This window comes from Microbulbifer sp. ABH2_005 (genome assembly GCF_056160005.1).
The window spans coordinates 1,453,327-1,476,174 of the sequence record NZ_JBSWWI010000001.1 but is presented as its reverse complement, the minus strand read 5'-3'; the positions used below and the strand labels follow the sequence as shown (position 1 = coordinate 1,476,174).

The 22,848-nt window shown below is 43.0% G+C and carries 17 protein-coding genes; 5 read left to right on the top strand and 12 right to left on the bottom strand.

Annotated elements, in window-relative coordinates; genetic code table 11:
* Positions 1-62: 62 nt before the first annotated feature.
* Together ACXAFI_RS06550 and ACXAFI_RS06545 are read right to left on the bottom strand one after the other, a co-directional pair.
* Positions 63-1,190, bottom strand: a complete 1,128-nt coding sequence (locus tag ACXAFI_RS06550; protein ID WP_475108139.1) for an acyl-CoA dehydrogenase family protein — start codon at positions 1,188-1,190, stop codon at positions 63-65.
* A gap of 27 nt (positions 1,191-1,217) precedes the next feature.
* Positions 1,218-2,417 (bottom strand): acyl-CoA dehydrogenase family protein, encoded by a 1,200-nt coding sequence (locus tag ACXAFI_RS06545; protein ID WP_475108138.1) that lies wholly within the window; start codon positions 2,415-2,417, stop codon positions 1,218-1,220.
* Positions 2,418-2,874: 457 nt separating this feature from the next.
* Between ACXAFI_RS06545 and ACXAFI_RS06540 the strand changes: the two genes are divergently transcribed.
* The 5 genes from ACXAFI_RS06540 (at position 2,875) to ACXAFI_RS06520 (ending at position 9,679) form a co-directional block, all read left to right on the top strand.
* The gene (locus ACXAFI_RS06540) at positions 2,875-4,752 is read left to right on the top strand and encodes an acyl-CoA synthetase (RefSeq protein ID WP_475108137.1); all 1,878 of its coding nucleotides are present in this window, start codon (positions 2,875-2,877) and stop codon (positions 4,750-4,752) included.
* Positions 4,753-4,808: 56 nt separating this feature from the next.
* Positions 4,809-6,011, top strand: a complete 1,203-nt coding sequence (locus ACXAFI_RS06535; protein ID WP_282950988.1) for a 3-oxoadipyl-CoA thiolase — start codon at positions 4,809-4,811, stop codon at positions 6,009-6,011.
* A 60-nt stretch (positions 6,012-6,071) separates the two neighbouring features.
* On the top strand, positions 6,072-8,174 hold the full coding sequence (locus ACXAFI_RS06530; RefSeq protein WP_475108136.1) for a 3-hydroxyacyl-CoA dehydrogenase NAD-binding domain-containing protein: 2,103 nt from the start codon (positions 6,072-6,074) through the stop codon (positions 8,172-8,174).
* 80 nt (positions 8,175-8,254) lie between these two features.
* Complete coding sequence (locus tag ACXAFI_RS06525) at positions 8,255-9,268, top strand: DMT family transporter (protein WP_475108135.1); 1,014 nt, start codon at positions 8,255-8,257, stop codon at positions 9,266-9,268.
* Between the two features lie 6 nt (positions 9,269-9,274).
* Positions 9,275-9,679 (top strand): PaaI family thioesterase, encoded by a 405-nt coding sequence (locus ACXAFI_RS06520; protein WP_152453998.1) that lies wholly within the window; start codon positions 9,275-9,277, stop codon positions 9,677-9,679.
* Positions 9,680-9,984: 305 nt separating this feature from the next.
* Here ACXAFI_RS06520 and ACXAFI_RS06515 read toward each other — a convergent pair whose 3' ends face one another.
* The 10 genes from ACXAFI_RS06515 to ACXAFI_RS06470 form a co-directional block, all read right to left on the bottom strand.
* Positions 9,985-10,959, bottom strand: a complete 975-nt coding sequence (locus ACXAFI_RS06515; RefSeq protein WP_475108134.1) for a TIGR00341 family protein — start codon at positions 10,957-10,959, stop codon at positions 9,985-9,987.
* 537 nt (positions 10,960-11,496) lie between these two features.
* Positions 11,497-12,756: a glycosyltransferase family 4 protein gene (locus ACXAFI_RS06510; RefSeq protein WP_475108133.1), complete on the bottom strand. Its 1,260-nt coding sequence runs from the start codon at positions 12,754-12,756 to the stop codon at positions 11,497-11,499.
* 495 nt (positions 12,757-13,251) lie between these two features.
* Positions 13,252-14,175, bottom strand: coding sequence for a DMT family transporter (locus ACXAFI_RS06505; protein ID WP_475108132.1), 924 nt, complete (start codon positions 14,173-14,175; stop codon positions 13,252-13,254).
* A 762-nt stretch (positions 14,176-14,937) separates the two neighbouring features.
* Complete coding sequence (locus ACXAFI_RS06500; protein WP_475108131.1) at positions 14,938-15,264, bottom strand: low molecular weight protein tyrosine phosphatase family protein; 327 nt, start codon at positions 15,262-15,264, stop codon at positions 14,938-14,940.
* A 77-nt stretch (positions 15,265-15,341) separates the two neighbouring features.
* On the bottom strand, positions 15,342-16,235 hold the full coding sequence (locus tag ACXAFI_RS06495) for a TolB-like translocation protein (RefSeq protein WP_475108130.1): 894 nt from the start codon (positions 16,233-16,235) through the stop codon (positions 15,342-15,344).
* 82 nt (positions 16,236-16,317) lie between these two features.
* Positions 16,318-16,707, bottom strand: coding sequence for a hypothetical protein (locus tag ACXAFI_RS06490; protein WP_475108129.1), 390 nt, complete (start codon positions 16,705-16,707; stop codon positions 16,318-16,320).
* Positions 16,708-18,015: 1,308 nt separating this feature from the next.
* Positions 18,016-18,630, bottom strand: coding sequence for a LysE family translocator (locus ACXAFI_RS06485; protein ID WP_475108128.1), 615 nt, complete (start codon positions 18,628-18,630; stop codon positions 18,016-18,018).
* Positions 18,631-19,637: 1,007 nt separating this feature from the next.
* Positions 19,638-20,069, bottom strand: coding sequence for a hypothetical protein (locus ACXAFI_RS06480; protein ID WP_475108127.1), 432 nt, complete (start codon positions 20,067-20,069; stop codon positions 19,638-19,640).
* Positions 20,070-20,114: 45 nt separating this feature from the next.
* Complete coding sequence (locus ACXAFI_RS06475; RefSeq protein ID WP_475108126.1) at positions 20,115-20,504, bottom strand: hypothetical protein; 390 nt, start codon at positions 20,502-20,504, stop codon at positions 20,115-20,117.
* Between the two features lie 127 nt (positions 20,505-20,631).
* Positions 20,632-22,692: a P-loop ATPase, Sll1717 family gene (locus ACXAFI_RS06470; RefSeq protein ID WP_475108125.1), complete on the bottom strand. Its 2,061-nt coding sequence runs from the start codon at positions 22,690-22,692 to the stop codon at positions 20,632-20,634.
* Positions 22,693-22,848 lie beyond the last annotated feature (156 nt).

Here is a 22,848-nt window from a genome sequence, read left to right as displayed (position 1 = left end):
GGTTAGTAGCACAATGCGACCAACCTGGGGGACAACTCATCACCTCACGGCTGCCTGCCTCGCTAGTGCCCGGCAAATCGGCGAGTATGATAATCCGTACTACCGAACAAATACTGGATTGTGGTTAAACGTTTAAAGTAATGGCTTACATCCAACTCCTCTGTAACTCCTATACCGCCATGTAACTGAATTGCTTCCTGGCCTACTAACCGGGCAGCTTTTCCAATGCGGCTTTTTGCTGCAGAAATTGCCTTAGGGGCAACGCCATTATTCACATCCAACTGTAACGCTGCCATTAATAGAATAGAGCGGGCCTGCTCATATTCGGTAAACATATCCACCATCCGGTGTTGCAAGGCCTGGAACTTACCAATGGCAACGCCAAACTGCTCTCGGGTCTTTGTATATTCCACGGTCTTTTTATAAATTTTCTCCATGGCCCCTACTGCCTCGGCACACAGCGCCAGTGTGGCCCGGTCAATTGCCTGTTCAATTACTGGTAAAGCTGCTCCCTCTTCCCCAACTCGGTTTGCAACAGGAACCATCACGTTATTAAACTTTACCTCAGCCGCACGGTGCCCATCCACAGTGGCATATCCCTGGCGATGAACACCCTCAGAGTTGGCATCTATCAATAATAAAGTGATACCTTCACAATCATGTTGACCGCCGCTAGTACGCACTGTCACCAATAGTTTATCTGCGGCTGAACCGTTCAAAACAACAGCTTTGTGGCCATTTACTACGTAGCTGTCTCCGTTACTTATAGCTTTAGTAGTAATATCAGACAGATTGAAACGGCTCTGGGGCTCAGCAAATGCAAATGCCAGTTGCAACTGGCCTTCCATCAACAAGCTTATTAGCTCCCGCTTCTGTGCCTCGTTGGCACCGCTTGCTATTAGCCCACCACTTAAAACTGCACTGGCCAGGAAGGGTTCCACCACCAGGCCACGACCAAACTCTTCCATCACCACCATCAGATCAACAGCAGAACCGCCCAAACCACCGTCTTCTGCACTAAATGGAACCATTAGCCAGCCCAGCTCGGCAAATAACTTCCAGTTATCCTCACTAAACCCAGTATCACTGTCTATTAACTTGCAGCGACGATCAAAGTCATAATCCTGTTGAATAAATTTGCTCACACTGCTTTGCAGCATCTGCTGCTCTTCGCTATAGGAAAAATCCATCGTTCCAATCCTCATTAAACGTCGCGTTTACAGACCAAGTACCCACTTGCTGATAATATTTTTCTGAATTTCGTTACTACCACCATAAATCGAGGATTTACGGTTATTTAAGTAACGGGGCACGCTGCTGGTAATAACGCCAGGGCCTACATGCTCGCCATCAAATCCGCTTTTAAATTGCTCCCGGACAAATGGCATTCCGTAGTAACCCGCAGTTTCCATGTAAAGTTCATCAATAAGCTGGGCGATTTCAGTTCCTTTAATTTTTAAAATGGAGGATTCCGGCCCCGGTGCATTACCGGTACTCACTGCCACAAGTGCTCTTAGCTCAGTAAACTCCAGAGCTAAAAGATCTATTTCAACTTCTGCGAGCTTTTGCGCAAAGGCTGGATTTTCCAGGAGGCTGGCGTCACCATCACAAGTATCACCTGCCAGCTTTTTCAAAGTCTGTAAACGTTTTTTGGAAGTAGCAACCCTTGCAATGCCTGTCCGTTCATGGGTCAACAGTACCTTGGCATAGGTCCAACCGTGACCTTCCTCTCCAATACGGTTGGCCACGGGTACCCGTACATTATTGAAATGCACCTCATTCACTTCATGATGGCCACCCAAAGTGATAATAGGCGATACCGTAATACCCGGGTGGTTCATTTCAATTAACAAGAAAGTGATCGCGGCCTGGTTCTTGACTTCGGGGCCCCCGGTACGAACCAGGCAAAAAATCCAATCGGCCCAGTGCCCCAGAGTCGTCCAGGTTTTAGTGCCATTAACGATATATTCATCGCCGTCTCGCACTGCTGTGGTTTTTAACGACGCCAAATCAGAGCCCGCATTTGGCTCCGAATATCCTTGGCACCACCAAACATTACTTGCCAAAATATCCGGCAAAAACCGCTGCTTTTGCTCTTCACTGCCATAAGTAAAGATAACCGGTGCAACCATTTTAAAGCCGAAAGGAATTACATCTGGCGCGCCGAAGTTGGCACACTCATTGGCCCATATGTATTTTTGTGTTGGCGTCCAACCGGTACCCCCATATTCAACTGGCCAGTTAGTCGCAGCCCAACCCTGTTCGTACAGGATCTTTTGCCAGCGTTCATAGTCCTCTTTCCCCAGGGGAATTTCATCCAGAGTCCTCTCACTGATATCCGCCGGGAGCTTCTCTTGCAGGAATTGCTTAACTTCCTGCTGAAAAGCTAATTCTTCGGGGGAAAAATCTATATTCATTCGCTTGCTCCTGTTTTTATGGGTGCAATTGGCAGAGATTTTTCAGCTAACTTCCTTCACCAACTTGCACAATCAACATGTACTAAATTCGGAAGTTCCCTTATACAAGCGGAATAAATTCACTTTCGATCTGGCTCGGCGAGCTCCTCTCTTTGTCTTAAGTAAACCTATCTACAAACAATTTCAGGATGATATTGATATCTGAGCATCGCCATTTTGACTTTTTCCGACTCACGCAAGTAGGCCCTCAATTATCGAGCCAACTCTATTGACGCAATTTTCTACTTTGTGGCATTTATATAGAGCTGGTGTAAATATTTATCCGCCAATTCCCACCAATTAGCTTTTAAATAACCACTCGACGCACAAAACATTACCATTGAATTCCGCAGAGTGGAATGCTCTTTTCACTTTTGATATTGTCACCAACATAATAACCATAGTGAGAGAAGCCCCCATGTCTATCACGTCCACTTCCACTGGCAGTCCCATGCTGCAATCTCTTGCAGAAATCCAGGAATATGAAAAAGTACCTTTGCTACAACGTTATCCCTGGGAAAACACCTACGATTTAATTCGGCAGGCCGCCCGTCTTTACCAACAAGATGCAGCCATCGAATTTCTTCCCACCGCTGTACCAGATGAAGAAAGTGTGACAGTGAGCTACTCACAGCTATCCGAAAAGGTTCACCAAACCGCCAATTTACTCCATTCTCTCGGCGTTAATTCGACAGATACCGTTTCATTACTATTACCCAACCTGCCTGAAACGCATTTCGCACTCTGGGGTGGACAAGCCGCGGGAATCGCCAGTCCCATCAATCCGTTGTTGGAACCGGAGCATATCGTCGAGATCATGAATGCCACCAAAGCTAAGGTATTAGTCAGCCTTGGGCAGGATCTCAGTGAGGAGATATGGGAAAAGGTTGCGCAAGTCATTGAGCAGGTTCCAACCTTAGAGGCACTGCTGCTAATCAGTAAAAAACCGGTCAGCACCTTATCCATGCCTTCCGGTATAAAAGTAGAGAATTTTGTACTGGCAATTGCCCAACAGCCAAATGACCACTTAATTAGTGGGCGAACTATTCAGGGCGATGAAATTGCCAGTTACTTCCACACCGGGGGAACAACCGGACGGCCTAAAATTGCGCGCCTGACCCACAGCAATATTGCATTTGTTGCACAGCTGAGTGTGGACACAACATCCAGTAAGGGGCGATTTGCTACCCTCAGCGGCCTTCCTTTATTTCACATTTTCGGCACTGTGGTCGCCGGCATTGGCACTCTGCTCGCCGGCCGCACGATTGTTATAATGACCCCATCAGGTTTTCGCTCCCCCAATGTGCTCCCCAACTGGTGGCATCACGTCGCCCGCTTCCGGGTACAGGGCTTTGGTGCCGTGCCCACTATTCTCGGCATCTTGATGCAAATCCCTGTGGGCGACAATGACATCAGCTGCCTGACAGATGTTGGCTGCGGGGCCTCGCCTTTACCCGCAGCGCTTAAGAGTGCGTTTGAGGAAAAATTCAATGTGACGGTAAGCAATGGCTATGGCATGACAGAGTCCAGCTGCCTGCTGGCCCGCCCCCCAACAGATATGCAAGCGCCCGAGGGCAGCGTCGGCCGCCGCCTCCCTTATATGGAAATGAAAATTGCCGAAGTGGATGGAAACCGGCTAGTGAGAACCTGTAACACCGGTGAAGTCGGTATTGTACTTGCACGGGGGCCACATATTTTTTCAGGCTATCTCTCCGAAGAGGATAACGCCAAGGCTTGGGTTGACCACAGTTGGTTTAATACTGGCGATATGGGATATGTCGATGGCGATGGCAATCTTTATTTGACCGGGCGAGCCAAGGATTTAATCATTCGTGGCGGCCACAATATAGATCCAGCCTTGATTGAAGAGCCACTAAGCCGTCACCCCGCCGTGGCTATGGCCGTTGCCGTTGGCCAGCCCGATGCCTATGCCGGTGAGGTTCCGGTCGCCTATGTCACTCTATATCCGTCCGAAAATCCACCCACAGAAGAGCAGCTTATCGACTACTGCCGCACCCAGATTTCTGAACGTGCAGCGATACCCAAGCGGATAGAGATCATTGATGAAATCCCCCTAACTGCAGTAGCCAAGGTATTCAAACCCGCTTTGCGTAATCGCGCTACCGAATATGTTATTGGTCAGGCACTTCAGGAAAAAAATATATCTGCAGAATTTTCTGCCCGTTTTGATAGTGCTCTGGGCCAAGTTGCAAAAGTTCGTCTGGAAAAACCTTCGGCTAAAACGGTAGCAGAGGAGGCATTGGAAAATATTCCGGTAGCACTGGAGTTTGATTAAGCCCGGACATTTACTACTGCTCACAAAACAATAATCAGTCATTGGGAAAACTGACAATGCCACAAGCTTATATCTATGATGGCGGCCGAAGTGCTTTTGGTCGCCATGGAGGTAGCCTTTCCAGTATCAGGCCAGACAATATGCTCGCGCATGTCATTAAAACCCTGGTTGAACGTAATAATTTCGATCACAAGCAATTTGAGGATGTGATTGCCGGAAATACCAATCAGGCCGGTGAGGACAGTCGTAATATCGCCCGCTTTGCCGGGCTAATTGCAGGACTGCCGATCTCCACCGGTGGTATTACGGTAAACCGCTTATGTGGTTCAGGCTTATCTGCCGTTGCCGATGCAGCCCGCTGCATCAGGGCCTCGGAAGGTGATTTGTTCATTGCCGGTGGTGTTGAATCCATGAGCCGCGCCCCTTTGGTCCTCTCCAAAGCAAGCAGCCCGTTCGATCGCACCCAGCAACTGGCGGATACCACTTTGGGTCCGCGCTTCACCAATCCCGATATTGTTGCAGAATTTGGCAGCCATACCATGCCGCAAACTGCAGACAATATCGCCGCAGACCTGAATATTCAGCGGGAAGAGTGCGATATCTTTGCGTTAGCTTCACAAGCAAAATATGAAAGCGCGCGTTTTGATGGCTTTTTTATCGATGAAATTATTCCTATTGAAGTGCCACAGGACCGAAAGCAACCACCCCGCCTTGTCGATACTGATGAGCATCCCCGCCCCGATACCAGCCTGGAGCGCCTGCAAACGCTACGCCCGCTATTTGAAGGCGGCGTAGTAACTGCTGGAAATGCTTCTGGAATCAACGATGGTGCCGCAGCACTCATTATTGGCAGCCAGGAGGCTGGGCAGGCCGTAGATCTCAAGCCCCGCGCACGTATTCTCGCCAGTGCTATTGCGGGAGTGGAGCCAAGAGTAATGGGGTTAGGCCCGGTCCCGGCTACCCGTAAGGCATTGGCTCGTGCAGGCTTGAGCCTGGCAGATATGGATGTCATGGAGTTTAACGAGGCTTTTGCTGTACAGACCATGGGCTGCCTGAAAATGCTCGAGATTGATTACGAGGACTCCAGGGTAAACCCCAATGGTGGTGCAATTGCAGTTGGGCATCCGCTCGGCGCCAGCGGAGCCCGCATTCTACTCACAGCATTACGTCAGCTGGAGCGTAGCGGTGGGCGCTACGGGTTAGCCACCATGTGTATTGGTATTGGCCAGGGAATCGCAGTGATTATAGAGCGTATATAAAAACCGGCGAGACCCTCTAGGAGAAACAATCTAATAGTCATTTAAGATCTGGAGATAACAATGTCTACCGTAAATTATGAACTTATTGGCGATATTGGTGTTATTCGACTTAACAACCCCCCTGTCAACGCGCTTTCCCACGGGCTGCGCGAAGGCATTTGGGGAGCGATCAAGAGTGCTCAGGAAGATACCTCTCAGGCACTGGTTTTAATATGTGAAGGCCGCACTTTTATTGCTGGTGCAGACATCACAGAATTTAGTAAGCCTCCACAGGCACCTGCCTTATCTGAGGTGATTACAGAAATCGAAAACTCTCGTAAACCGGTGATTGCCGCTATTCACGGTACCGCATTGGGCGGGGGCTTTGAGGTGGCACTGGCTTGTCACTATCGTTGCGCCCAGACTTCTGCCAAAGTCGGCCTGCCTGAAGTTAAATTGGGGTTATTGCCTGGGGCCGGTGGTACTCAGCGCACGCCACGTCTGGCCGGCGTTGCGGCTGCACTAGAAATGATCACCAAAGGTGCCCCAATCCCGGCCGCGAAAGCCAAAAGCATGAAGCTGATCGATCACGTGGTTGATGATGATCTATTCGAAGGGGCCCTCGCCTTTGCTCGTGAGCTAATTGACCAGAAAGCCCCACCACGCAGAGTCCGGGACATCACAATAGATCCTGCCAGTATTCCAGAGGGCCTATTCGACGATTTCCGCCAGCGACTGGAAAAAAGAGCACCTGGTCAACTGGCCCCACAGAATATTGTCTCCTGTGTGGAGGCAGCGGTTAAACTGCCATTCGATAAAGGGCTGGCTAAAGAGCTGGATCTATTTATCGAATGTCTGCTCTCAAGTCAGTCCGCCGCCCTGAGGCATATGTTCTTTGCCGAGCGACGTGCGACAAAAGTTCAGGGTCTCTCCAAAGATACCCCTATCAGAGAAATAAACAGTGTCGGCATTATTGGCGGCGGCACTATGGGGGGAGGTATCGCCATGAATTTTGCCAATGCCGGTATCCCAGTCAAGCTGCTGGATATCGATCAAGCTGCCGTAGAACGTGGCCGGGCAGTAATCGACAAGAATTACAATATCAGTATGAAAAAGGGGAAGATTGCAGAGCTCCAAAAAGCACACTGTCTCTCACTAATCCAGGGCACCACTGACTACTCCGACCTGGTAGAGGTAGACCTCGTTATCGAAGCTGTGTTTGAGAATGTAACGCTTAAAAAGGAAATTTTTTCCAAGCTGGACCAATACTGTAAACCCGGCACCATTCTCGCAACAAACACTTCCTACCAGGATATCGACCAGATCGCCGCTGCAACCAGTCGGCCAGAAGATGTTATCGGGTTACACTTTTTCAGCCCCGCCAACGTTATGAAACTTCTGGAAGTCGTTCGTGGCTCAAAGAGCGCCGACGATGTTATTGCTACCGCAATGCGGTTGGCAAAAACTATCAAGAAAGTTCCCGTGCTGGCCGGAAACTGCTATGGGTTTATTGGCAACCGGATGCTGCGGCCCTATGCCCGTGAAGCACAACTCTGTTTGATAGAAGGAGCCACCGCGGAGCAAATAGATACCGTAATGCAATCCTGGGGCATGGCCATGGGGCCCATAGCGGTTGGAGATTTGGCCGGTCTCGATATTGGCCACAAAGCCCGCGAGGGCCTGAGCGAAGCAGAAAAAGGCGACCCCAAAACCTACTGCATTGCGGATGCTTTAGTAGAGATGGGACGCCTGGGCCAAAAGAGTGGAGCCGGTTATTACCGCTATGACCCAGAAACTCGCGCTCGTACCAGTGACCCCGAAGTCCAAGCAATCATAGAGGCTCAAGCCAAAGCTTATGGGATAGAGCGGCGAGACATCTCCGATAAAGAAATTCTTAATCGCCTTTCTTTCGCCTTAATTAATGAGGGAGCCAGAATTCTGGAAGAAGGGATAGCCCAACGCCCCAGTGATATTGATGTTGTGTATGTTTATGGCTATGGTTTCCCTCCCCATCGCGGCGGCCCCATGTTTTACGCAGATAACATCGGCCTGAAAAAGATCTACGATACTATTTGCACATTCCGTGACCAACATGGCGAAGCCAATTGGACTCCCGCACCATTGCTCGTCCAACTGGTAAAAGAAGGTAAAACATTTGCGAAATGGGCAGACGATCAGCAATAGTATTCGCTTCTCAAGGGTAACCGGTAAAAGTACCGGTTACCCTTTTTGCCAAAGTTGAGAGATTTTTAATTGGCAACACAATGACAAGGCCTGATACCTTAATAGAATCGAAACTACGACCGAGCCAGATGCGGTTTAATGAGCTGCAGCTCGAACAGTCACCAGAACCGCCAGATCACCACAAAGCGATCCAAGCCAGGGTTAAGAGAAACAATTGGAAAGGCATAGGTTACGCACTGGCCACCGCCATGGTTGCCAGTACAGCCGCCGCAGCCAGTAAATGGATATCACCCGCCGTACCAGTACCTTTAATAGTTCTCAGCCAATACAGCATCTGCTTACTATTACTTATTCCCTGGCTGGTGCGCCAGTCACCCCAACAGCTCACAACACAACAATGGAAAACCCATTTACTACGAGGCTTTGCAGGCTGGCTCTGCTTTTTTTCCTACTTTTATGCACTCAGCCGTATTTCATTGATGGAGGCAGGCTTACTGCGCAACGCCGCCCCTATTTTTGTTCCGCTTGTAGCCTGGCTTTGGGCGCGTGCACAGATTCCCGCCACAAGCTGGTTACCCATTGTGCTTGGGCTACTTGGTATCGCACTGATTCTTCAACCTGATATCAGTGGTATCAGCAGTGGCCACGCCTTCGGCTTACTATCAGGTATTACTCTAGCTGCCTCTATGGTGGGCACACGTATTCTTTCTCATACTGATAGGTCGAGTCTTATTTTGTTTTACTATGTCCTTATCTCATTTATGTGCAGCCTGCCCCTAGGTATCCACTACTGGCAGTCAATACCTAGTTGGACCATTCCCTACCTAGCTTTTAATGGAGTTTCTGTTTTATTAGCGATATGGCTCTATACCAAAGCTTATAGTTATGCAAAACCCAGTGTAGTTTCACCAATCAGTTATTTTGGAGTAGTTATTGCTGGCATTTTTGGTTGGCTGATATGGCAACATCTGCCTAACACAATTGCGTTGATAGGAATTCTTATAGTGGTCATAGCAGGTCTGCTCACAGTGTTTTTCTCTACACAGCGGGCTGCCCGAACGCACCCTGTCCCTAACCAGTCTCCCATAAGGTAAATCCAAATGAACTGGCAAGATATAAAACAACCACCGTTTAATGATCATTTGGGTGTAAAAATTGATGAGTGGCAGGAAGGCCGTGTAGTGATCAGCGTAACCGTACTTCCTGAGCATTTGAATAGCCACGGAGTACCCCATGGAGGGTTTATTACAACGTTAATTGATATTGCCGGTTCCTACTGTGGTCTCTACTGCCCATATCCAAATCGTCGGCGTAAATCCCTCACGCTTTCATTAACAACCAATTTCACCGGTCGAGCCAAAACCAACCAGTTAACCGCCATAGGTAAGTTGACTAGCTCGGGGCATAAAATCTTTTATTCCTATACTGAAGTTTATGACAGTGTAGGAACATTGCTTGCAACTGGTCAGATGACAATGCGCTATCAAACGGGTAGTGAACCATAAAAAACTTAGAAAGATTTCTCTATCAAGCTGAAAATTGACTTATCTTATAGCAACCCCAGAATAAAAGAACACCATCAAGCCACACAGAATATCCTTAGTTTTTATGGCAAGCAGATAACCCGATAAGATAGGCAGGACAAAACCGACAAGACCTCATAAAGCAGGTAAGTTTTCTCCATAACTGCAAACTTATGATATGGCTCCCGTTAAAAAACGCACCTTTCGGAAGCCATATCCTCCCATCACATAAAATATCAACAGATATTGCTTTCGCAATCTATTAAATGGTGAACGCCAAAAAATCCTCAGTAACCTTTAAAAAATATAAAAGCCAGTAATGCAGTTAAAGTAGATACCCACCCAAGGATATAGCGTCTCATTGCTTTATTAGCTTTCTTTTTTTCAATCCAAGTTCTTGGGCTAACGCCCTTAAACAGAAATACCATTTTGCTCGCCAAATTAACACAGACGATATTAATAGCAAGCAACAACCCTGCACCGCTAGCCAGATGCATCTGCCCGCTCCCAATCATTATCCCCATTGTTACTGCAGGTGGAAGTAATGCTACTGCGACCATAACTCCAACCAAAACACCAGACAGCCCCGTAGTTAGGGATAGTGTTGCCGCTGCACCAGAAGCGAGTGCCAAAGCGATTGAATCCAGACTTGCATTGGTTCGAGACATGATTTCATGGTTATCGAATTGCCCAGGCCATAGTAATCCAATCCATACAGACATCCCGATGGCAATAATAATACCAACAGATAAGGTTTTTATTGAATTCAACATTAAGTCGCCATCACCTAGAGAAGTGCCAAGACTTAGAGCTAGATTTGGTCCAAGTAAGGGAGCAATTACCATAGCCCCTATAACAACCGCGACATTATTCTCTATTAGCCCTATAGCTGCTACGGTTGTCGCCAATATAACTAATAATAAATAATTGGAATCAAGACGCGCCCCTCTTTCAATATCCTGATAGAGAGATTCACGAATGATACTGGCCGATACATTCTCTTTTTTCTCCTCCACCTTAGCTTTTGGCAAATCAGCATAGACAGGCAAAACTACTATACGAACACTGGGTTGTGCTCCCAAAATGGTCTGAAGAGTATCCAAGGTTTCTTGAAGCCTGCTATCGTCGACCAGCATACGCATTTGCTGCATACCGTCATCCCCTATAACTCCGCCTCTGAAGTCAACAGCCTTAACCTTGTTTGCAATTGCTGAGATAGTTTTATGACTCCCAGCATTTGCAATTATTTCTACATATTTCAATGGTAGCTCTCTTATTAATACCGCTTTCCAGCTTTATGATAAAATATCAATTCATATCGACGCTTGCGTACAATCATAAATAAATAAATCAAAAAAATCTAATAATTATCGAAATAATTTTCTTGGAGTGTTCTTACCCCGAAAAACCGACCTGTACCTCGGCAAATATTCGAAAATATAGTTACTAGAAAGGCTTTAATCTTTAAAGAAGGAGCATGGTTAATGTACTAAACTATATTTACTTTAAGGTTAAATGAACACGTTTAATTTCAGAAGAATTAGTAAATAGTACCCAAATGCTGCTATCAAGTTTAGCTAGACACACCAAAAATTCCGCTTAGAAAAAAAGAAACCTATTCGAACCTTAACATAATCACGACTCATCTTGAGAGTTAATAGGAATATTCGGTCTGTTTCTAGTTTAAATACAGCCTGCCTTACATGGATAACACTTTGGTTATATTGGTGGAATAAGAGGCTTCAATTTGTAGTCACCTCTCACAAAAATAGAAACGAAATAGATCAAGGCAAGAAAGATTAGTTTGGCTGGTAGTTGATCTCCCTAAGATCCTTGTTGGTATTAGCTTCTCCAGAAAGAAGTTTATTATGCAGCTCAAATACCTCTCTATATTGATTAACGAGCCACTTATCCCAGTACTTTTGATCATAGAAATATGAAATTTTCTGTTTCCCAAGTCTACCAAGAACAGCAAGCCGCTCATCGTCATAGATTATTGAATTAATATCCCTATAAAGCTCACCACTTATATATCCTCGATCTCCAACGCCACCAAAATTCGAATAAGTGCCTTTATACCAGTTTTCCTCATCAATAATACCAATATATGCCTTAGAACCAATAGCAATTACAGGCCTATTACTACCCAAGCCATCAAGGGCACTCCTTCCTGGAGCTACTACCAAATCTGCAGACTGGTAAATTTTATTAAGCTTATCCTCATCCTGCCAACCAAGGAAGGTTATGCATTGCCGACCAAGTTCTTTATTCAATTCAACTGCAGCTGACTCTAATTGAGATCTTTCAGGTCCATCACCAGCAACTAGCCAATTCCAGGTTGTCAATCTATTCTTGACCTGATAAGCCCAGGTATCTATTACACAATTAAGTATAAATTGCTTATCTGGCCCCATACGGCAAGAAAAAACAATCATTCGATCCTTTGATAAAATTCTAGTCGGAAAATTACTACTTATTGCCTTCACTCGATCTAATCGCTCACTATGGCCACCATAAAATACATCTGTATTAACAGCATTTGGATAAATCAAAATTTTATGGAGATTTTTGACTCCCTTTTTGACAAGGTGATCTCTCACACCAAGGCTCACACAAAAAATTCGGCTAAAATCATCGGAGTCTTCTTCTAAGGAGTCGGTATATTTTCCGTGCATTGTGAGCATAATTGGTATATTTAATATTCTAGCGATTCTCTGCCCAATTTCCCTAGAAATAAATGGATGTGCATGTACGATATCAAATTTAAATGCATTGGCTATACGAGTTGCTGATCCAGAAGGGTCTTTAAAATCATCCTCAATTACATCCAGACCAATATCACGACATTGCTGAGCGAAAATTCCAGCCTTACATAATATTGTGCAACGCCAACCTGCTTTAATGATTGCTCTTGCTTGTGCATATACATGCGAATGAAGACCACCAAGTGGAGCCTTGAAGAAAACCGGGATAAGGATATGCATAATTTTTCCTATAATTGACCATTGATTTAAAATCAACTCATTCAACCCAGCAACAAATACCTTTACATCACCCAAAGAAATAAATCAGTTTAACTGCGCATTATAAACATCGAATAAGTAGTTTAATATTTATTCTTACTGATGGAATATTTATCGGTAACTAATTGCTATCCACTTTAGCAATCAATCACCTAATAACTTAAAATTGACAATTATTAAGCAATGAATATTCTATCATAACTTTATAAATATAATATATAGCTCCAGCATCCGTTACTAGAGGGGCTCTGAACACTCCATGAAACCTCTGATCTAAAGCCCGGTTCGCAATCGAGGTGCAGCTTCGCAAAAGAGCCCAGACCTATCAAAAAGTCGCAACGAAGAGTGTGAACCGCTCTGAAATCCCCATAGAGCTGAATTTGAAAACTATAGCTGCTATGTTACATATTATAAAGATCTATGGCCGCTCACTGAAAAATATCTGAGGCCTTCAAAGCCTGCAGAAATATTTCTGAATTATTCAGAGACTCCCTATATAAATGCACTCAAGCCCCCCTTGAATCAAAATAATCAATTTACTGGATTTGAAGTGTTTCGAATACTTCTCTTTTCCTTCTTGAAAATACGCTTTAAGGGATTCCCCATTGTACGCCCAGTATCTGAAGCATAGATACCTGCGCCCAAAACTATTATGGCTCCAAGTAAGGTAAGATTATCCGGCAGATCACCAAAGATGACAAAACCAATCACAATCGCCCAAAATAACAGGGTATAACTAAAAGGCTGTAAAGTAGAAGCTGGTGCGAAAGCCAACGCCTTTATCAGTAAATAGTGGCCCATAGCACCAAGAATCCCATTCAAAATCAACAATTGCCAGCCCACCGAAGTTGGCTCAACCCAATTAAAGGGTGCTAATCCTCCGAAAACCACAAGTCCAATGAGAGCTGTATAGAATACCGTCGTATTGGAATTATCAAACTGGGCAACACGGCGTGAAAGCACTTGATATGCTGCCCACAAGATCGCTCCGCTGATAGGGATGACTGTGTGCCAACTCATGACTCCTAACCCAGGCCGAATAATAACTAGTGCACCTAGAAAGCCTATAGTGACCGCAACCCAGCTTCTTCTATCTACCTTTTCTTTCAGATACCACCCAGCCATTAAAATAGCAAACAATGGTGCCAATGCTGCGATAGCATGTACATCAGCCAAAGGCATCAAACTAAAGGCAATGATGAATACCGTAACCTCAACCACAAGCAATAATGACCGTATGACTTGGATGCCAATAACTTTACTACGAATTTCTTTTAACTGGCCAGTTAAGCCAGAAACAAGAATTACAATTAAGAAAAATATCGCAAAACGAACCACCATGATTTCAACGATAGGATAGTTTTGCACGAGCAATTTTCCGGTCGCATCCATACCAGCAATGCAGAGCATAGCTAAAACACACAAAATTATCCCTTGACCACTTTTTATATTCAATTTTATCGCTTTCCTAAAGAAAATCTGGACATGATATACTCTTGCATAACCAATACAACCAACTATTCACTAACCTATGTGGCATATCTTTGTTGAGCTGATACGAACTGATAACCAATCCTTAATGTTTTCAGTAAAAGTAAGAATGATGGTGGACACCTTACTGGAGAGGTGGTTTCCGCTAAGAGTCATTTTTCCCTTAAAATAGAACTCAATAACTTTTAATTTTCTCTACTTGAGTCTCTTGACTTTAAGGAAAAATAATGCCTATTAACATGTAGAAAACATGATCAATCAGTATCACCTTTTGAGCAACTCACTATTAAATTTGTGTCATGTGTCTGACCTAGGGGAATGCTAAACAAATTAGAAACGTCATTATCAGCTTCATGCTAGATTGCCAATACAGTACCAAGTGTGATAATTGAAAATTCAATTCTACCTAGTATTGAACTTTGAATATCCTTTACCTGATGAAAAATATGTAGCTCGATAGTAAAGTCGACCCTTCCTAGCTCGTCGAAAACCTTAACTATCTTATAGATGTTTGATAGTGCAAACCTAATCTGAGGTGTATAAACTTTCGGACATACAAATTAAATTACCCTGATCAATATTCGAACAATGAGTACAATGAATAGTAATACTGGTAATTTTAAATGTATTCTCCCCCTGCTCTCGTCCAACAAAAAAAGCGAAAAAACCTATAGGCCCTACCACCCAGCGCCCTTTTCCAGACATTCGCGCTGCTGATTTTTGACCCTACCGTAAGCGAATATGCCTGGATACTCTGTTTTCAAGCAAACGGACTAACACCGGGTCCATACGATTATAATTGTTAGGTATGTCTAAACAGATCAGCTTTTTATCTTTTAGGAGGTCCTTGAATTTCTTTGATACTTTGTTTTTATGAGACTTCTCCATAACAAAGATGATATCAGACCACTCGATAAGGTCGCCACTCACAGTTGTTTCGGCATCACTATTAGTGCCTGCACCGATAGCATTGATACCCTCGTACGTAGAGAAAATCTCTTCACCTGTCGGACTTCTCAACCTATTTTCACTACACACAAACAACAAATTCATGATAATCCTTCTTTTACATAACGCATGTTATTGGCGTGGGCCCTAGGGATAATGATCTTACTTTAGTGGTATGTAGTTTACTTTTTGGGCTTAAGATCTTTTATTATCTGGGCATCGATCCAGTACAAGTCTGACTGAGAGCCTTCCCTACCGTTTCGGTGAGGCACCATCCTATTGAAGAAAAGAAATTTTCCATCAGGAGTGATTTGTGGCCCACCTTCTTCCGCTTCTGTATTTACCTTGTCACCAAGATTAATCGCTTCCCCCCAGGAACCATCTTTTTGGCGAAAACTGATATAAAGATCATTACTTCCAAATCCGCTCTCTCTTTCGCCATCCCACATAATATAGCTCTCGTCAGGAGCAATATACGGATGGGCATTCCACTTACCAGTATTGATTGTTTGAGGTAGCGGTTTCGGATCTTCCCATTTCCCGTCAATAAACTTTGAGTACCGAAGAATTCCATCACCGGCCGGACTACCTCTCTCATCCATGACCAAAGTCCCTTTGCCTGATGCTGTAAGGCCCATGATTTGAATGGCTTCAAATGCAGGGCCAAGGCTTTTCATTTCTGACCAACCGTCAGCCTGGAGTACTTTATATTTGGCACCGTAATGAAGGATCTTTCCATCTGGTGAGTGGAAGGGTTTTCGCACTCCAGTCGGCATTACTGTCTTGTGCCACTGATCACCTACTTTTTTAAAAATGACAGATTCCGGCTCTCTTGCATCACGCGAGTGCTTCCACCTACCGACATATAACTCCGTCATATCTAAGGAAAAGCTCCCAGCATCTCCCCACTCCTCTGTATTTACGATACCCGGTGCGAAGGGTTTGGCGACTAAACCCGGAGGCTTTTGCCCAAGGTAAGGCCCTTTAATTACCGGAAGTTCATCTTGGCTATAACTTTTATTAGCCATCAAAAGAATAGAAAACAGAGCGATAACTAAATTGTTAGTATGTTTCATAATTTAATCCCACCCGAAAACCTGTGCGGAGCATTTTGTTACAATGTCCATGCGTGATACTACTTGTAATTTATCAAGGCACTTATTCGTCTAATCGTCGTATTGTTGATATTTCCCCACCATCAATTTCTGTTGAAGTCCAGACGCCATTAGAATTGACTTCCTCGTACTTACATCTAAATCTAGGAGCTTTGAAAGGTTTTGAGCAAAAAATACCGTTCTTTCGTTGCTCCCATACTCCCTTTACGAGCGAGCCGTCCCTTGCTGTACTTGTAAAGGTGCCATCGGCAAGAATGACCTCTCTGTAAACTTTTCCATCAGAGGCGGTAACATCAAATACACCATAAGGAGGTTTACCATCTGCAGCGTATATTCCGACTTTTATGACTGACGACTCAGAGTCATCCAAAGCCAAGCATGCATTGCCGGAAATGGCAACCCCCAAAATAAATGATGCTAAAATTTTTTTCATGTCGTAAGGCTCTGAGATATTAATAATGAATGATCTCTATCCATCGAAGGAGAGATTCTACATATTACCTTACTAAACGGCAGCAGGAACACAACTTAGGCTGTTCCGTGGAAGACGGTAGCTTTGTGTCCCGATAAATTCAGCAACTTGTCAACCTATTCTTCCTCATCGCTCCGATCCACCAGATCATCTGGAGAACCAAAGAGAATTTTTTAAATTCATCACTGTTTTTTATCGCTCTTTCACCAAAGATAAGAGTAGGCCTTAATTTTCAGGGATCAACGAAAAATCACCTTGAGATGAATAGTTTTTCATCAGCTCATCCTTCAGTGGATCTATTACACTAATTTTAGTCGTGCCGACTAGGTCCACACGCTTCATGCGCCAATCCTGAAACAGGAAATATATCCCTTACGAGTAAGTCATGCTTGTTGAGCCACTCAATAGATTCCAAGTGCATCGATGTGCCTCTTTAAGTCGGCCAATCAAGAATTAATTCGTGCTAAGCACTTTAGTGCCACACAGAAAGGTCAAACACTTTCGGAATGAAAATTTTGTACCGACAAGAAAAATCACAATTACAATTTCTAGATGATTCTTGTGTCAACATTTACTGATTTGAAAGCGGCAAGTACTTTGTAAGATATAGCTTCTAACGTAATTTTTTCAGGGGAGATATCTTAGTAAGACTCTGGATGCCATGCCTCTAACTTGCAAGCCAAATGTATTAATTTTTTATATAGAACATTTAAATTTCAACTTCTTTTGTCGATTTTACTTCCGTATAAGTTAACACTCAATGCACAAGTAAATAATTTGTTGCGAGTCCAAAGAACCAAGTGCATTTTATACTGGCGTCTGTTAGTTATTTTTTGTAAGCCCAAATATGTCATCCAGAACAAACTCCCCTTGTTCAGTAGGTGCTAATTCATATTGCCATTTGTGATCTCTTGAATATGAACTTGACCAACTCTAAGGATCATTAATGAACTCTACCAAGTCAGACCCATCTAAAGTTTTCGTATTTTCTGGTGGATATGGCACCTTCGAATCTGCTTTAGTTGATACAGAGTCACCAAGCCTTTCGGCTTAAGAGAGACTAAAAGCTTAATAGTAAACTCAAACTTAGCTATGAGTCCCATTTCGAGGTTACCAGAATAAATCTCAAAAATTAACTCGGGAGCGATTTCCAGAAATCCGTTAATTCTACTAACAACCATTTTTCCTGACCAGACAAATTGATAGCTTATTCTCCTTCGGCAACTAACGCCTGCATATGGGGTGCTTTAATTGTCCCACATACTCTTGTCATGCTTTCACTGCAAGGACTGTACCGGTTCCAATCATGGTTGCACCGGAAATACGATTTAGTGTTTTTTGCGAATGTTTGCTATTTAACGCTTTCTTTGCTCGAACTGCTGTATATCCGTAGAAAAGTAAAGTTGAACCCAGCACTATTGCCACAACTGAACTTATCGCCAAAATATCTACGCCTGAGAGTTTTTCCAAATTCATAAACGTTGGTAAGAATGCAACATAGAAAAATATTACCTTGGGGTTTCCTAAAGTTATAAAGAGGCCCGTGAAGAAACTTGTCCTTTGAGAAATTTCTTTTGTTGATCCAATCTCTACTATATTTGGATCGGATGACCAGAGCCTCCATCCTAAATATATTAGGTATGCAGCACCAAAGTATTTAATCAGTAAGAACAACCAATGTATTTTCTCAGCTACTGCACTTAAGCCATAAATTGCAAATAGCAGAAAAATAATATCTCCAATAACAATACCAAAAACAACAATGGCAGATTCCTTCATCCCAGATGTTAGTGCCCTTGCAATTGTTGCGAAAAATCCTGGGCCAGGGGTAATAGCAAGGAGTAACATCGCTCCAGAGAAGATAAGAAGTGAAGTTAATGACATAATTCCCTCTAAAACATGACGCATCAATAACCGGAAGCTGGAACGCAGAAGCATAAAACAAGCTATCCGGCACACGTATGCGTGTAGTTGATTGACTTGTTAAATGTACTAATCCGGAGGCAATACAATTACAGACACTCCGAAACGAACCTCTAATTCTTTAAATACTGTGAGGCTATTATTTTCTACTTAGAGCTCAGCGTGATCACAGTTACTTCTATAATCACAGAATACATCAACTTGGTATTTATTTTTCAGCTTCTTAATAGCCTTAGCATTCTAGTTTATTACAGATCAACAGCATTCATATGCTTAGATAGGCCTTCTTCATGAATATTTCATTCGCAAGCCCACATCCATTGAGAGTAATGCTTAGTGCTTTTAAAAATTTGTCACCCTTGAGGTGTAAAATCGTAGGCTCAAATCTCAACAACTTTTGTTATTTAATTGAGGTTTTCACTGCCTCCATACATTCTTAAGGAGGCAGTGACTGAAATAATAACCTTCACTCATACCCGATGCTTGTACCTTAGTCTCATACCCGACGCTGCAATCATCAACGACTTACTTTGTGCAAAGGGTACACAAAGTAAGACGTCGGCTGCATTGCTTTGTTAACAGGGCTCAACCAATACTTTTGAGACTAACGCCGCACCAAAAGCAATTTGGGCGCGACTTACGTATCTTATGGCCATCATCAAGACAGTTTTTCTCAGATATGGGATCAAATTTCCTATCACATAAGACAATTTAAGTCTTTTTTTCTTTAAACTGACTCTCAGAGAACCCTTTAGAACGTTCAAGCTCTTCAAATAGTGCATGGCTTTGCAAAGATAAACGATCTGCTTTCTCTTCCAGCTAGCGGATTAATGCAAACGCCGCTCTAGTATCATACCATGCATCATTTCACGTTTTGATTATCCGAGATCTGTCACTGCTGAAAAACATCCCAAAGCCACGGCATGGTTGATAATTTCCTCTCTCTTAATTTATTAAGTGATTGTTAGCTATTTTTTTTTGGATATAAACTCATAAGCTGGCTTATCTGTTTCTATGGCATATCCAAAAAGAATATTTGAAGAAATAACAGGGGTTACCTTAATAATGCCAATTTTATTAGCGACTAATTCACGCTTTATCAATTCATAGCTGGTATTAATCTCCTGCATATTTGGACTCATCGAACTTGATCCAAACATAACTATAACCGTACCATCATTTGATCCAGCCACCTTCATTTTCATGCCAGAGATAGAGATTTTTTTAGTAGGCCCTGACAAGCCAGAACAATCCTGCGACAGTTCATGAGGGCTACTACAAGTCATACCAACTGCCGAAATAGAATCATTATTCAATGAATCTGGGACCAAAACAGGTGGATTTGAAACACAGGCAGTCAGTAATACGGCAGAAAATAGTAGCAATGTATTTTTAATCATCTTTCTTCATTATTGTTTAAAGTAAATAGTGCAGAAATAGCCTCATTAACTATTTCTGACGGTTTTTTTCCTGACTAAAGAGGTTCTCTGTGAATATGCTGAGGCTAGCAGCAGGCTGGACTCTTTCTCATAAAAACGGATATCCACATTCAATAAATACCACGTCACGTCCCACTGCCATTGCCCCCCATAGACAATTTTTACATCATAATTTTTAGAAGTATCTGTCGATTCAGTATAAACTTTCAACCCTTTCTTCTTTAATTGACGTGAAATAATTTCATCTAGCCCCCTCTCATCAATCGCATTCTTCTCAACCATGTAAACTAAATTACGATCAATAGATTCTCCTGGGACAATATAGCCACCCATAGTACTTGAGCAACCCACTATGGATAAGAATAAAGCGGAAGAAATAAATATTATGTATTTCACTAAAACGCCTGGATTTTATGGATTTGTATTTTCACTTAATGCCGAGCTCACCTGCACGTACTGCGGAGAGCGTTCTATGTAAAAATGGAGCGCAGCAGAATGTGTCAGCGTGCAATTTTTTTAGATTCTATTTGCACTTATTCGGAAAGTACCTTCTCACATACGTATCCAAAAGAGAGTTAAGCTCTTTATCTAGTGCATCATGTTTCTGGGGACTTCTTAGTTTTTTAAGGTGCTTCTCAAGAAATTTGCACGACAAAATAACTACTATTTTTTTGTGCTCAGAATAGAGTTCTCTTGCCCAATTCAGCTCTTTCCCTTTTTCCAAGTTATTATTAGTTGCACGAGTCACTATAAAGGCAAATGATCCATAATCATTGCATAAATATGAATGTAGCTGGCGATATTCTGTAGCGCTTAGATCTTTATAGTTTTTAATTTCAAATATTACTTGCCTTGTATTATAGTCATTATAAACTCTTTTCCAAAATTTACTTTCTTCGAGATTTGTTGCTACAACGTCACGTTGTTGGAGAGCATTTTTATTAGGGTGCGCCTCAACATTACATAGAGTTCCGGCAAATATAATTTTAATTGCATTTACACACCAAGACTCGAAACCATACGCCTCATCTTTTCCTTCTTTTATTTCGGCAAGCTCTTGAATTAAGGCCTCTATTCTCTTATGCCGTATCCCTTTTGACTCTGATGTTACTTCAATTTCATACTCGTCATTAATTTCTTCAGCCTCCTCTAGACTGATTCCAGACTTCCCTATCCCAAGGGCCAACCAATAACATGGGTGAACCAAAATCCTCGTTTCAGTCGAAAACTCCTTATCAGGATCTTTCCCATCATGACAAAAAACAAATGATGCAGACTGTTCGTTATGGATTCCGATAAAGCCAACGCTATATAATCTTTGTAAAACTTGACGGGAATCACTAAAAAGAAAAATATCTTGCTGCTTGTTTTTTTCAAATCGGTCCTGTTCAAGAACCAAATCTATAAGAGGCTTAGCCTCGTTTACAGTCATTTCTGATTTCAGACCATAAAACGACTTTGTAAATTCTTCGACAGAAGGGAATATATACTCATATTCTTTATGGAGATCATTTAATCTATTCATTGATATAGTTTTAGCGGTGTACTCTATATCCTCTAAAACTATCTGCTCTCTATCATTCGAATTTGCTTTTAGAAAAGCCTCATTTAGCAGAACCAATATATCTCTAGGTCGATATAATGTGAGTTTGAGTGCTAATCTAAAGCCTTCTTTTCCCTTTAATTCTTTTGCTGCATATTGATTCCAAATTCGAACGCTATTTTCATGCTCAGACTTAAAAGCCGACTTCAGTCGAAAGCAAACCAAGTTAAATAAATTGTATTCATCCCAGTGAAGACGTAAAGTTTGCCCTTCGATATTTCGAGTAAAATCTGGATCTAGCTTTGATATAGCGCGATATATGTTGTCACGAACGAAGGCAAAAGCAACTATTTTTTCTTCCATTCTAGACTTGATATCAATCGCAGCCTGTATAAATCCATCAATTATTCCCACCCCAAGATTGTCAGGACTATAACCTTCATCCAAACGATCCGCAAAGACTACATACTGAACACCAGATTTCTTTAAGGCCTCCAGCAGGACTTCTTCTACAAGGTCAAGTTCTAAATTATCAGAGAGATCTGCTATTCTTGACTGCGGGGATTCTGACTCATTTAATATAGACTTTAATTTTTTTCTTATTTTCGTAGATATAGACTGCCGCCGACTCCCCCACGACGTATAGTGCTCACGAACTTGGCTAAGATCTAGATTGTTTTTAAACTTATAGTGATTTCCGAGCTCAACAAGTATTTCCATATAAATCGCGTAACGCCAAGCCATTTTGGTGCCGGCTTTAATGTGCAGGTACTTTTCGCCAAATTGATCAAAAATGTCTCGAAGACCAATAACTTGCTCTTCTTCTGGAGAAATCGATAGCACAAGAGTCTTTGGCTTGGAGCCCCAGTGCTTTGAAAGTCTATAAGCTAAGGCACTTTTACCAGTACCTCTTCTTCCTACAATAATGGGACGATCGTAAGACTCCAATAAAGACTTATAGTCCGCCGATTCCCAAAATGCGGTATCAAGCATACTTTTATCTTGCTCAGCTCGAATATCCCCTAGAACATTCCCTCTCAATGTAACCTCTCTTATAAAGTATTAGGTATCTGAAAAAATCTAACGCCGCAATCAGCCTCAGCTTAATTTGTGTGCTTTTTGTACGAAACTGGGATCGCAGCGACCGTGCAAAAAATAAACAAAGTAAGAAGTCGCTGTATTGCGGTGTATGGTTGT